This is a genomic window from Methylobacterium segetis (assembly GCF_004348265.1).
GTDB classification, from domain to species: Bacteria; Pseudomonadota; Alphaproteobacteria; order Rhizobiales; family Beijerinckiaceae; genus Methylobacterium; species Methylobacterium segetis.
The window spans coordinates 1-12,332 of the sequence record NZ_SMNT01000028.1 but is presented as its reverse complement, the minus strand read 5'-3'; the positions used below and the strand labels follow the sequence as shown (position 1 = coordinate 12,332).

The following is a 12,332-nucleotide window of genomic DNA, read 5'->3' as shown; positions in this document are numbered from 1 at the left end:
CCCCGGGCGGTCAGGCCGCGAGCGCGGGTCGCGCGTGGCGGGCGTAGAGGAACTCCAGCACCTCGGCTCGGCAATGGACGTAATCCTTGTCCTCGACGAGTTCGAGGCGCTTGCGCGGCCGCGACATCGGGACGGTGAGCACCTCGCCGATCGTGGCGGAGGGGCCGTTGGTCATCATCACGATGCGGTCGGAGAGGAGCACCGCCTCGTCGACGTCGTGGGTGATCATGATGACGGTGTTCTTCAGGCGCACCTGGATCTCCATGAGCTGATCCTGGAGATGCGCGCGGGTCAGCGCATCGAGGGCGCCGAACGGCTCGTCCATGAGCAGCACCGTCGGCTCCATCGCGAGCGCCCGGGCAATGCCGACGCGCTGCTTCATGCCGCCCGAGATCTCGTTCGGGCGCTTGTCGGCCGCGTGCATCATGTTCACGAGGGCGAGGTTGTGCTCGATCCAGGCCGCCCGTTCGGCCCGCGACTTGGTACGGGCCAGCACCTTGTCGACGGCCAGCGCCACGTTCTCCCGCACCGTCAGCCAGGGCAGGAGCGAGTGGTTCTGGAAGACGACGGCCCGCTCGGGGCCGGGGCTCGACACCTCCTTGCCGTCGAGGAGCACGACGCCGGTCGAGGCCTTGAGCAGGCCCGCCACGATGTTGAGCACCGTGGACTTGCCGCAGCCCGAGTGACCGATGATCGAGACGAATTCGCCCTTGGCGATCTTGAGATTCACGTCCCGCAGGACTTCCGTCGTCTTGCCGGCGCGCGTGAAGCTGATGCCGACCTGAGAGAGATCGAGATGTGCCATGGTGCCCTCCTCAGGCCGCGCTGGTGCCGCGGGTGACGAGCCGGCCGAGCCCTGCCACGACGCGGTCGAGGATGAAGCCGATGACGCCGACATAGACGAGCGCCACGATGATCTCGCTGATGTGCGAGGAATTCCAGGCGTCCCAGATGAAGAACCCGATCCCGACGCCGCCGATCAGCATCTCGGCCGCCACGATCGCGAGCCAGGACAGGCCGACGCCGATCCTTAGGCCCGTGAAGATGTAGGGCGCGGCCGAGGGGAGCATGATCTTCACGAAGAACTCGACCGGGTTGAGCCGCACCACCGCCGCGACGTTGCGGTAATCCTGCGGAATGTTCCGGATGCCGACCGCCGTGTTGATGATGATCGGCCAGATCGAAGTGATGAAGATCACGAAGATCGCGGACGGCTGCCCGTCGCGGAAGGCGGCGAGGGAGAGCGGCAGCCAAGCGAGGGGCGGGATCGTGCGCAGGACCTGGAAGATCGGGTCCAGGCCCCGCATCGCCCATTCGGACTGGCCGACGAGGGTGCCGAGCAGGATCCCGGCGATGGTGGCCAGCGCGAAACCCAGGGCCACGCGCTGCAGGCTCGCGATGATGTGCCAGAACAGGCCCTTGTCCGTGCCGCCGTTGTCGAAGAACGGATCCGAGATGATCGGCCACGCCTCCGAGAAGACGCGGGAGGGCGCGGGCAGGCCGGCGCCGGGACGCGAGCACGCCACCTCCCAGAACAGCAGGAAGGCCGTGAGCACCACCAGCGGCGGCAGGATCTGCGCGGCGAGCCGCGAGAGCCCCTTGCCCGAGATCCTGAGCAGGCTGCGGGCTTTGATTCCGGCCGCATCGCGGCCGGACGTGCCGAGGCTGACCTTGCCGGCGAGGGTTGCGGGAGAGGCCATCACGCGACCCTCTTGATGCCGAGGCTGGCGAGGTAAGCGGCTGGATCGGCAGGGTCGAAGACCTTGCCGTCGAACATCGTCTCCTTGCCGCGGGAGGTGGAGGTCGGGATCGAGGCGAGCCCGAGCGCCTTGGCCGCGTCGCGCCAGAGATCCTCGCGGTTCACCTTGCCGATCAGCGCCTTGGTGTCGGTCGTCGGGTCGAATTTGCCCCAACGGATGTCTTCGGTGAGGAACCAGAGATCATGGCTCTTATAGGGATAGGACGCGTTGTCCGCCCAATACTTCATGATGTGCGGGCTGTCCTCGACCTTCCGGCCGTCGCCATAGTCGAAATTGCCCTTCATGCGGTCGACGACGTCGTTGACCGCGACGTTGATCCACTGGCGCTTGGCGACGATGCCGGCGAGCTCGTCCCGGTTCTCGGGCTTGTCGCACCATTGTTGCGCCTCCATCACCGCCATCAGCAGCGCCTTGGACGCGTTCGGGTACTTGTCGACGAAGGAGGCCCGCATCGCGAAGGCCTTTTCCGGATGGTCCTTCCAGAGCTCGCCTGTGGTCAGGGCGGTGTAGCCGATGCCCTGGCTGATCAGCTGGGCGTTCCACGGCTCGCAGACGCAGAAGCAATCCATCGTGCCGACCTTCATGTTCGCCACCATCTGGGGCGGCGGCACGACGATGGTCTCGATGTCCTTGTCGGGGTCGATGCCGCCCGCGGCGAGCCAGTAGCGGATCCAGAGGTCGTGGGTGCCGCCGGGGAAGGTCATGGCGGCCTTCACCGACTTGCCGGCGGCCTTCTTCCTCTCAAGAGCCGCCTTGAAGGGCTTGGCGTCGAGGGCGACCTTGTCACCCATATGCTCCTTGGAGACCGAGATGCACTGCCCGGCGAGATTGAGCCGGGCCAAGATGTACATCGGCACCGGCACGTTGTTCTGCGTCACCCGCCCCGCGCTGATCAGGTAGGGCATCGGGGTCAGGATGTGGGCGCCGTCGATGCCGTTGCCCTCGGAGCCGAGGACGAGATTGTCGCGCGTAGTACCCCAGGACGCCTGTTTGACGACCTCGACATCCGGCATGCCATACTTGGCAAAGAGGCCCTTCTCCTTCGCTATGAACAGGGGAGCCGCGTCGGTGAGCGCGATGAAGCCGAGCTTGGCGCCCTTCACCTCCGGCCCCGCACCTTGCGCGAAAGCACCTCCCGGCAACGCGAGCCGCGCGGCGGCCGTGACGGAGAGGGCCGCAGCGGCGCCTTTGAGGAGGCTGCGCCGGGTTTTCATCTCACCCTTGTGCATCGATACCTAGTCCTGCTCTCGAGTCCCGACCGGCGCCTGGCTTGCGGCCGCGCGAACGCACCGCCCCGTCCGCGTGCGAGCGCGGCTGCGGAGCGTCGTTCAGCGGCGGTGCTGGCGGAGGCTGCCCGTCGCCATTGGCGGGCAGGAACGGAGCAGCAGGAACCGTGCCAATCTAATCGGGCGCCAGGATCGCCTACGAAGCACCTCGAACGGCGCCGCGGCATGGCCGATTGTGCGTGCAACATGCTGCTGCGCACAAAAGTTGTGCAGAGGAACAACGGCACGTCCGGGCTGGAGCCTCCCTCGATCCGAGAGAGACTCCCGGGTCATGAGGCTCCACACCCTCTCCAAGCGGACAGATCGCGCCCGCAGGACTCCGATCGAGGGAGAGCCTTCGGAGGGTCGAACGAAACATCCGGCCCTCCGACATTTCCTGGAGATCGCGAGGCTGCTCTCCCCATAAGGAAGAGTGCCTCGCGATCGTCATGCGACCCTTCGGATCAGCACAGAGGGCGGGCAGCGGCAGCAGAGCGGTGAGGACGCCGATCCTGAGCTTGCCTCGCGTCAGGCCGCGAAGGGCCTGAGGGCGTCCGGCTGGCGGAAGGCTCGCGGAACGTCGAGGTCGCGCGCAGCGCCGTGCGAGGCCCGGATCCCTTTCGGAAAGCCGCTTCGGCCGCGATAGTCGGCGAGCGGGCGCAGGGGCTCCCGCGTCTCCTGGCGGAGGGTCTCGGCGCAGATCACGTCGAGAGCGGTCACGCCCGCCACCGCCGCCATCGCGAGCAGCAGGTTGTCGCGATGGCGATTCCGGCCGTGCAGTCCCGTCGCCAGAGTCGCGAGATCGAGGGCATCGCCCGCGACCCGGCCCCAGATCCACGGGGCCGGATCCTCGGACGTGAGGATTCCCACGCCCGTCCCGATCTCTCGCACGCCATAGGCGCGCACGAGGTCCTCTCGCCCATCGAGGCCGAGATTGCGGGTCAGGCTGCGGGCGGCCGCGATCTCGAACAGGCCGAGACCGATCGAGAACCAGCCAAGACCGCGGGCCAAGCGGTCGGTCGCTTGGTCCGGATGCCCCCGGCGACGGGATTTGGCTCCTTCGTAGCGCATGGATCTCTCCTCAGGGACGGATCATGACCTTGATGCAGCCGTCCTTCTTGTCCCGGAAGGTGCGGTACATCTCGGGGCCGTCCTCGAGCCCGACGCGGTGGGTGATGACGAAGGACGGGTCGATCTTGCCCTCGTCGATCAGGCGCACGAGGTCGTCGGTCCAGCGGTTCACGTGTGTCTGCCCGGTGCGAAGCGTCAGGCCCTTGTTCATCAGCGCGCCGAAGGGAACCTTGTCGATGAGGCCGCCGTAGACGCCGGGCACTGAGAGCGTGCCCGCCGGGCGGCAGACATAGATCATCTCCCGCAGGACGTGCGGCCGGTCGCTTTCCAGCATCATCGCCTGCTTGGCGCGGTCGTACATCGAGTCGATCGTCGCGCTTGCGTGCGCCTCCATGCCGACGGAATCGATGCACTTCTCCGGCCCCTTGCCACCGGTCAGTTCGTTGAGGCGGGAGATCACGCTCTCCTCGGCGAAATTGATGGTGATCGCGCCGCCGGCGCGCGCCATGTCGAGACGCTCCGGAACGCGGTCGATGCAGACGACCTGCTTGGCGCCGAGCAGGATCGCCGAGCGGATCGCCATCTGACCGACCGGGCCGGCCCCCCAGATCGCTACCGTGTCGGTCGGCTCGATGTCACATTGCACGGCGGCCTGCCAGCCGGTCGGCAGGATGTCCGACAGGAACAGCACCTGCTCATCCGTGAGCGAATCCGGCACCTTGATGTGGGTCTTGTCGGCGAAGGGCACGCGCAGGTACTCGGCTTGCCCGCCGGCGTAGCCGCCCGTGAGGTGCGTATAGCCGAACAACCCCGCGGTGGTGTGGCCGAAGGCCTTCGAGGCGATGTGCTTGTTGCGGTTCGAGCGCTCGCAGACCGAGTAGAAGCCGCGTTTGCACTGGTCGCACTCGCCGCAGATGATCGTGAAAGGGATCACGATCCGCTCGCCCTTCTTGAGCGCGCCGTTGATGCCCTTGCCCACCTCGACGACCTCGCCCATCGTCTCGTGGCCCATGATGTCGCCGCTCTTCATGCCGGGCATGAAGTGATCATAGAGGTGCAGGTCCGAGCCGCAGATGGCGCAGGCCGTTACCTTGATGATCGCATCCCTCTCGTGCTCGATTTCGGGATCGGGAACGGTATCGCATCGAATGTCTTGCGTTCCGTGCCAGACGAGTGCGCGCATGTCCGCTTCCTCCGCTCGCCCGGTCCGGGCGGTTCTGCTCAACGAACCCGTGGGAAGCGCTCAGGTTTCAAGGAAAATACTCGGGTTGATCTAGATTAAGACATGTCGTCGGCGGGCGCGACGGCGCTCTCGGCCACGCTCTGGGCAAAGCCTGTGCTCCGGTCTAACGAGGCGCGCTCCCACAGCGTCAGCCGCGACCATGACCGACCTTCCACAACCCGGCGCCCGCCGCATCCTTGTCGCGAGCTTCGTCGGCACCGCGATCGAGTTCTACGATTTCTACGTCTACGCCACGGCGGCAGCCCTGGTGATCGGTCCGAGCTTCTTCCCGGCTGGGGAGCCCGGCGTGCAGCTTCTCAGCGCGTTCGCCACCTTCGCCATCGCCTTTGTCGCCCGCCCGATCGGGGCGGCGCTGTTCGGCCATTTCGGTGATCGGATCGGCCGCAAGGCGACGCTCGTCGCCTCGCTGATGATCATGGGCATCTCCACCGTGCTGATCGGCTGCCTACCGACCTACGCCCAGGCGGGCTGGTTCGCTCCGGCCGCGCTCTGCCTGCTTCGGTTCGGCCAGGGGCTCGGCTTCGGGGGCGAGTGGGGCGGAGCGGCGCTACTCGCCGTCGAGAACGCGCCGCCGGGACGCCGAGCGTGGTACGGCATTTTCCCGCAGCTCGGGGCGCCGGTCGGGTTCGTCTCGGCGAACCTCGCCTTCTTGACGCTCAGCCTCAGCCTCGACGCCGAGAGTTTCCAGGCCTGGGGCTGGCGCATCCCGTTCCTGGCTTCGGCCGCCCTCGTCGGCGTCGGGCTCTACGTGCGGCTGAAGCTCACCGAGACGCCGCTCTTCCGGCAGGCCCTGGCCCAGGCGGAGCCCGAGCGCGTGCCGCTCGCCACGATCCTGACACGGCACCGCCGGGCCACGATCCTCGGCACGCTCGCGATGGTGGCCTGCTACGCCGTCTTCTATCTTTCGACCGTGTTCGCGCTCGGCTTCGGCACGACGTCCCTCGGCTTCTCGCGTCCCGTCTTCCTGATGTTCGAGTGCGTGGCCGTCTGCTTCATGGGACTCGGCATCCCGCTCTCGGGCGCAGCCGCGGACCGGTTCGGGCGCAGGCCCGTCCTGATCACGGGGCTCTTCGCGACGATGGGGCTCGGGCTCCTGCTCGGGCCGATGCTCGGCAGCGGGCAGGGAACCCTGGTCCTCGGGTTCCTCTGCCTCGGTCTCCTGGCCATGGGTTGGCTGTTCGGACCGATGGGAGCCCTCCTGCCCGAGCTCTTTCCGACCCGTGTTCGCTACACGGGCGCCTCGGTCACCTACAATCTCGCCGGGATCATCGGAGCCTCCGGCGCGCCCTACCTCGCCCAGCGTCTCGTCGAGTGGGGCGGCATCGGCCTCGTCGGCGCCTATCTGGCCGCCGCTGCCGCGATCAGCCTCCTGGCGGTGGCGCTCATGCCGGAGACGGCGGATACCGGCGTCTGAAGCCCCCTCCTGTCCTCACCCATGAGCGTTTGAGGGCTGCACTCCGATCCAGCGGATGCGTCGATCTCAATTTTTCTTGTCGAGAGGCCGCCCGAGCAGGCGGGCGAACTCGGCCTCGATCTCCTCGACGGAGAACGGGTTGTTCGCGGCGGCCGGCTTCTGTGCAGGAGCCGGAGTCGCGGCCTGTGTCGGCTTCGTAGCCGGCGGTGCCGCCGGCACCGGCTGCGGCGGCGCCGGTGGAGGGGCTGACGGCGGAGGGGCAGCCGGCGGGGGCTCGGGCAGGAACGGCTTCGGATCAGCCGGCACAACCGCCGCAGGCTCGGAAGGCTTGGATTGCGGCGTTTGCGCAGGCTCGCCGACAGGAGCCTCCTGGGAGGCTGCCATCGCGGCCGCCATCGGGTCGATCGCGGATGCGGACGGCGGCGCCGGCGGCCGGGGCTTCGGGGCGGCCTCGGCCGGGGATGCCGGGCGTGGCTGCACGGGTGCGGCGGGCGGCGGGGTCACGCCGGAGGAGGGGCGCGAGAGCGCGATCTCAAGCTGGCGTGCCATATCCGACAGGATGTTGGCGTCGATGGTGCGCGGCTCGGACGGCGCCGAGACCGGCGGCGGCACGGCCGGAGTGGCGGGAGTGGGCGGGGTGGCCGGTTCTGGACCACGGCTCGGCGGCTCGCTCGACGTGGCGGTGAATTCGGGCTCGGTGCGCGCGCGCTCGGACGCGACGTCCGGGCGCGGATTGATCAGGGGCGGCGTGGTGCGGCTCAGGGACCGCTTCGGCGCAGCGTCCGGTCTACGGGGTGGCGCCTCCGGCGGGAGCGGAAGCGTCGCCGGGTCGCCCTGCGGCCCTTCCGGCGCCGGTACGAAGCCCGCCTCGTCGACGGGAACCGAAACGGGCGGCGCCCGATCCGGGCCGGGCACAATCACCGGCATCTCGAAGGCGGGCTCGAACAGCGGCTCGCCGCGTTGCGCCTCGATCTCGGAAGGCGCCTCCGCGATCGGCTCCGGCCGGAACGCGGTCTCGCCGCGCAGGCCGCGCTGGATATGTCGCTCGATCACGACGTCGTTGGGGCCGCCGACGAGGAGGAGGTGCTCCACATTGTCCCGACGCAGCAGGATGAGCTGGCGCTGGCGGTCGAGTTCGTACACGTCGACGATGCCGAGCCGCGGCTGCCGGCCGCGCCCGCCGGCCTTCGCCGAGGCCGAGAGGCCACTACCGCCGAGGAAGCGCCTCCCGAGCAGGACGATACCCGTCAGCACCACGAGGATGACGACGAAGATGATGGCAAACTGGAGGACGAACGAGCCATCCGAGCCGAAGAACGCTGACAAAGCGAAACTCTCTCGTTGCCGGGGCGGAGCGCCCCATCCGACATCCGTCTCCAATATCACGGCGGGTGCGGTACCGGGCAATCAACCTTAAGATTTCGTTAACAGCTTTGCCATGGCCCGGCAGTGCAGCCTCGGATCGTTGCTTAACTCGACGTTAACCATGAGCCCGGCAGATTTTGCCGACCGTGCGGAGCCTGTCCGGCGGAGTTCCTGCAAGGGCGTGCCGTGGCCGTCACCGATCTTCCGATCCTCGGCATGCTGCGGACCAAGATGCAGTGGCATCAGGCGCGCCAGAAGCTGATCGCCGAGAACGTCGCCAACGCCGACATGCCGGGCTTCCGCCCGCGCGATCTCGCGGGCCTCGACTTCGATCGGACGACCGGCGAGGCGAGGAGCGGCGGCGTCGGCCTCGCACGGACCTCCGAGGCGCACATCGTGCCGGCAGGCGCCGAGGGGGCGGGTACCGATCCGCGCCGGGTCAAGGGTTTCGAGATCCGCCCGAGCGGGAACGGCGTGAACCTCGAGGAGGAGATGATGAAGGCCGGCGACAACCAGTCGGATTATCAGCTCGCCGCCTCGCTCTACCAGAAAAGCCTCGACGCCCTGAAGATCGCGGTCGGCAAGCGATGATCCGCGGGCTGATCGCTGAGGAGGCTGCGCCATGGATTTCCTGAAATCGCTCACCATCGCGGCCTCTGGGCTGAAGGCGCAGTCCGGACGCATGCGGATCATCGCCGAGAACATCGCCAATGCCGATTCGGCGCCCACGAGCCCCAGCGCCGAGCCCTATCGGCGCAAGATCCCCACCTTCAGCCAGCATTTCGACCGGGAGACGGGCGCGACGCTCGTCGAGGCGGGCCGGGTCCGGCGGGACACGACCCCGTTCCGCGCGAAGTACGACCCCGGCAATCCGGCCGCGGACGCCAAGGGCGAGGTGCGGATGCCCAACGTGAGCGCGCTCATCGAGAACATGGATATGCGCGAGGCGCAGCGCTCCTACGAGGCGAACCTCAACATGGTCACGGCGACCCGCCGGATGATCTCCCGCACCCTCGAGATCCTGAAGTAGGGAGGCCGCCATGGCGACGAGCAGCTTCGCGGCGGGTGCCTACGCCGCCGTCCAGAATGTCGGGGGCATCAAGGCTCCCCAATCCGTTCAGGCGCCGCAGGGCGCCGGCAATTTCTCCTCGCTCCTGTCCTCCGCCCTCGACACGGTCGGCGAGGCGGGCCGACGAGCCGACGGGCAGGCGCTTTCCGTCGCGGCGGGCAAGGCCAATGTCGTCGACGTCGTCACCGCCGTCGCCGAGAGCGAGACCGCCCTCCAGACCCTCGTCGCCGTGCGCGATCGCATGATCTCGGCCTACGAAGAGATCATGCGGATGCAGATCTGACGCCGTGCTGCCGCACCTCCGAGAGCATCCATGACCGGCCTTGCCATCCTCGACGTCGCCCGCGACGGCATCTTCGTGTTCCTGAAGGTCGCCGGCCCGCTGATGATCGTCGCCCTCATCGTCGGCCTCGCGGTCTCCCTCGTTCAGGCGCTGACGCAGATCCAGGAACAGACGCTGATCTACGTCCCGAAGATCGTCGCGGTCTTCGCGGCCCTCCTCCTGATGCTGCCCTTCATGGGCGACGCGCTGGCGGGCTACATGACGCGCATCGCCGCGCGCATCGCGGCGGGTGGCTGAGACGGTGCCGTCGCGCCCTGCTATGAAGCGGCATGAACCTGCTCCTGCCGGGCATCGCGGCGGCCTACCTCCTGACCTTCGCGCGCGTCGGCACGCTGATCATGCTGATGCCGGGACTGGGCGAGCAGCTCGTCTCGGCGCGCTTGCGTCTCGCCTTCGCGCTTCTCGTCTCGCTGGTCCTGTTTCCGACGGTGCGCCCACTCCTGCCGCTGCAGAACGGGTCGCTCGCGGGTCCCGGCCTGATCGCGCTCCTGTTCGGCGAGACGCTGATCGGGCTGGTGCTCGGCCTCGCCGTCCGCATGGTGATCGCCGCCCTCCAAACCGCAGGGCTGATCGTCTCGCAGCAGCTCGGGCTCTCCTACGCCATGACCGTCGACCCGACGATGGGCGGGCAGCAGGCGGCGCTCGGCAACTTCCTGACGCTGCTCGGCGTCACCCTGATCCTCGCGGCGGACCTGCACCATCTCGCCCTCGACGCGATCGGGCGCAGCTACGCGGTGCTGCCGCCGAGCGGGGCGCCCGGGATGGGCGAGGCCGCGATGCTGGCGCTGAAGGCGATCGGGCGCGGCTTCACGCTCGCGGTGCAGATCTCTGCGCCCTTCATCGCCTTCGGGATCCTGTTCAACCTCGGGCTCGGGGTGCTGTCGCGCCTGATGCCGCAATTGCAGGTCTTCTTCGTCGCGGTTCCGGCCTCGATCCTGATCGGCATGGCGATCCTGCTCGGCAGCCTCGGCGTGATGATGGGCGTCTTCCTGGACGATCTCGGCCGCTACCTCGCGGAGTTCACCGGTCGCTGAGCCGCCTCGCGCGGATGGAGGCCTGAGCCGTGGCCGAGGGCACCGAGGACGAGGATCGTACGGAGGAGCCGACACAACGGCGCCTCGACCAGGCGATCGAGCGCGGCGACGTCGCCAACAGCGTCGAGATCAACACCTTCTTCATCCTGGGCACCTTCACCCTGGTCCTGCTCCTGGCGGGCGGACCCCTCGCCAAGGCGGCGCTCGGCGAGATGCGCGGCTTCCTGATGAACGCGCACGCCGTGCCCTCCGACCCACACGCTTATTCGGGGATCGCGGGCCGCGGCTTGCTGATCTGGGCCAAGGCGCTCGCAATTCCGGCTGGCGCCATCGTCGTGGCGATCCTGGCAGCCGGCCTCCTGCAGCATCCGCTCGTCTTCACCACCGAGACGATCATGCCGAAACTCGACCGCCTCTCGCCGATGGCGGGATTGAAGCGGATGTTCGGCACCGAAGCCCTGTTCCAGTTCGGCAAGGGCCTCGCCAAGATGGCGGTGGTCGGCGTCGTCGCGGGTACGATCCTGTGGAGCGATCGCGACCGGCTCGAGGTCTTCGCCCGCCTCGACCCAGGCTCCTGCCTGCCGGCCATCCTCTCGCTCGCCCTGAAGCTTCTGGGCGGTGTCCTGGCCGTGTTCCTCGTGATCACACTCGGCGACGCGCTGTATCAGCGCCACCGCTGGCGCCAGCGCCTGCGCATGTCGAAGGAGGAGCTGAAGCAGGAGATGAAGGAGAGCGAGGGCAGCCCGGAGGTGAAGGGCCGCATGAGGCAGCTCCGCGCCGCACGGGTGAAGAAGCGCATGATGGCCGCGATCCCGACCGCGACCGTCGTCGTGACGAACCCAACCCACTACGCCGTGGCGCTTCGCTACGAGGCTGGCATGCAGGCGCCGGTCTGTGTCGCCAAGGGCGTGGATTCGCTGGCCCTGCGCATCCGCGCCGTCGCGGCGGAACACGACGTTCCCGTCCTCGAGAACCCGCCGCTCGCGCGCGCTGCATGCCACCGTGGACATCGATGACGAGATCCCGGCCGAGCACTACAAGGCCGTGGCCGAGGTGATCGGCTTCGTTCTGAGGTTGCGCCGCCGCGCCGCCTGACCGCGATGGATGCCGATCCGCTATGGACGTGATTCGTGCCGGCCGATCCCGAAAAGCCACTGTTTGTCCACCTTTATTCGGGAAAGTCCGCCGCAGCTTCCGGAGACAAATCCCTTGCTGCCCGGGGAGGCTCGGGCGTAACCGGTTCGCGTACGGGTGGATTGAGGCCTGATGGCTGAGCTGATGGGATCACCGGCGCCCGTGTCGGGCTCGATCGACCGGTCCGAGCGTCCGGGCCGCGTCGGGCTCCTCCTCGTCCTGGCGGGCCTGCTCGTCGGCGCCGCGATCGGCCTCTCGTTCGTCGCCAACGAGCAGGCGCAGTCCCTGATCGTGTGGCTGCTGGCGCTGCTGGCCATGGCCGGCGTGTTCTTCCTGTTCGCGCTCGCCATCGGCGCGATCCAGCTGAGCGGGCAGGGCGCGCGCGACGACATCACCAAGGCGATCGTGGACGCGGCACCGGAGGCGGCCGTGGTGGTCGAGGAGGGCGGACGCCTGATCTACGCCAACGAGGCGTATCTGCGGATCGCCGGCGGCGACAATTTCTCGAACCTGCGCTCGGTGGAGCGGATCTTCGTGGGTTCGCCGGAGGTCTCGGAGGCCGTCTATCGCCTCGCGCAAGCGGCGCGCGAGGGCCGCAGCCACACGGAGGAGATCCGGATGGCGCCGCCGCCGA

At 68.2% G+C, this 12,332-nt stretch carries 13 protein-coding genes and 1 pseudogene; 8 read left to right on the top strand and 6 right to left on the bottom strand.

Translation table 11 applies throughout. The features are described 5' to 3' along the window. Positions 1–10: 10 nt before the first annotated feature. The 5 genes from E1J50_RS09560 to E1J50_RS09540 form a co-directional block, all read right to left on the bottom strand. Positions 11–805 (bottom strand): ABC transporter ATP-binding protein, encoded by a 795-nt coding sequence (locus E1J50_RS09560; protein WP_132252907.1) that lies wholly within the window; start codon positions 803–805, stop codon positions 11–13. A gap of 10 nt (positions 806–815) precedes the next feature. After that, on the bottom strand, positions 816–1,700 hold the full coding sequence (ntrB, locus tag E1J50_RS09555) for a nitrate ABC transporter permease (protein ID WP_132252903.1): 885 nt from the start codon (positions 1,698–1,700) through the stop codon (positions 816–818). Continuing rightward, positions 1,700–2,989 carry a CmpA/NrtA family ABC transporter substrate-binding protein gene (locus tag E1J50_RS09550; protein WP_132252899.1) on the bottom strand — a complete coding sequence of 430 codons (1,290 nt, stop codon included), beginning with the start codon at positions 2,987–2,989 and terminating at the stop codon, positions 1,700–1,702. The genes ntrB and E1J50_RS09550 overlap by 1 nt, the downstream gene beginning before the upstream one ends. Positions 2,990–3,553: 564 nt before the next feature. Beyond that, positions 3,554–4,096 (bottom strand): cyclase dehydrase, encoded by a 543-nt coding sequence (locus E1J50_RS09545; protein ID WP_132252895.1) that lies wholly within the window; start codon positions 4,094–4,096, stop codon positions 3,554–3,556. A gap of 10 nt (positions 4,097–4,106) precedes the next feature. Then, on the bottom strand, positions 4,107–5,279 hold the full coding sequence (locus E1J50_RS09540) for a zinc-dependent alcohol dehydrogenase (protein WP_132252891.1): 1,173 nt from the start codon (positions 5,277–5,279) through the stop codon (positions 4,107–4,109). A gap of 199 nt (positions 5,280–5,478) precedes the next feature. On the opposite strand from E1J50_RS09540, the gene E1J50_RS09535 reads away from it, so the two are divergent. Next, on the top strand, positions 5,479–6,753 hold the full coding sequence (locus E1J50_RS09535; RefSeq protein WP_132252888.1) for an MFS transporter: 1,275 nt from the start codon (positions 5,479–5,481) through the stop codon (positions 6,751–6,753). A 66-nt stretch (positions 6,754–6,819) separates the two neighbouring features. Here E1J50_RS09535 and E1J50_RS09530 read toward each other — a convergent pair whose 3' ends face one another. Next, positions 6,820–8,079, bottom strand: a complete 1,260-nt coding sequence (locus E1J50_RS09530) for a TadE family protein (RefSeq protein WP_132252885.1) — start codon at positions 8,077–8,079, stop codon at positions 6,820–6,822. Positions 8,080–8,304: 225 nt separating this feature from the next. Here E1J50_RS09530 and flgB point away from each other — a divergent pair, with 225 nt between their 5' ends. The 7 genes and pseudogenes from flgB to E1J50_RS09495 all read left to right on the top strand — a co-directional run. After that, the gene (gene flgB / locus E1J50_RS09525; RefSeq protein WP_132252883.1) at positions 8,305–8,709 is read left to right on the top strand and encodes a flagellar basal body rod protein FlgB; all 405 of its coding nucleotides are present in this window, start codon (positions 8,305–8,307) and stop codon (positions 8,707–8,709) included. A gap of 31 nt (positions 8,710–8,740) precedes the next feature. Further along, positions 8,741–9,148: a flagellar basal body rod protein FlgC gene (flgC, locus tag E1J50_RS09520; RefSeq protein ID WP_132252879.1), complete on the top strand. Its 408-nt coding sequence runs from the start codon at positions 8,741–8,743 to the stop codon at positions 9,146–9,148. 10 nt (positions 9,149–9,158) lie between these two features. Continuing rightward, a complete protein-coding gene (fliE, locus tag E1J50_RS09515) occupies positions 9,159–9,470 on the top strand; it encodes a flagellar hook-basal body complex protein FliE (RefSeq protein WP_132252876.1) in 312 nt (103 codons plus the stop codon). A 30-nt stretch (positions 9,471–9,500) separates the two neighbouring features. Next, entirely contained in the window at positions 9,501–9,767 is a 267-nt protein-coding gene (gene fliQ / locus E1J50_RS09510; protein WP_132252873.1) for a flagellar biosynthesis protein FliQ, read from the top strand. 32 nt (positions 9,768–9,799) lie between these two features. Continuing rightward, positions 9,800–10,564: a flagellar biosynthetic protein FliR gene (fliR, locus tag E1J50_RS09505; protein WP_132252869.1), complete on the top strand. Its 765-nt coding sequence runs from the start codon at positions 9,800–9,802 to the stop codon at positions 10,562–10,564. A gap of 29 nt (positions 10,565–10,593) precedes the next feature. After that, a pseudogene (gene flhB, locus E1J50_RS09500) lies at positions 10,594–11,659 on the top strand (flagellar biosynthesis protein FlhB). Between the two features lie 171 nt (positions 11,660–11,830). Further along, positions 11,831–12,332: PAS domain-containing protein (locus E1J50_RS09495; RefSeq protein ID WP_132252866.1), on the top strand; the 502-nt coding region annotated here is incomplete at its 3' end.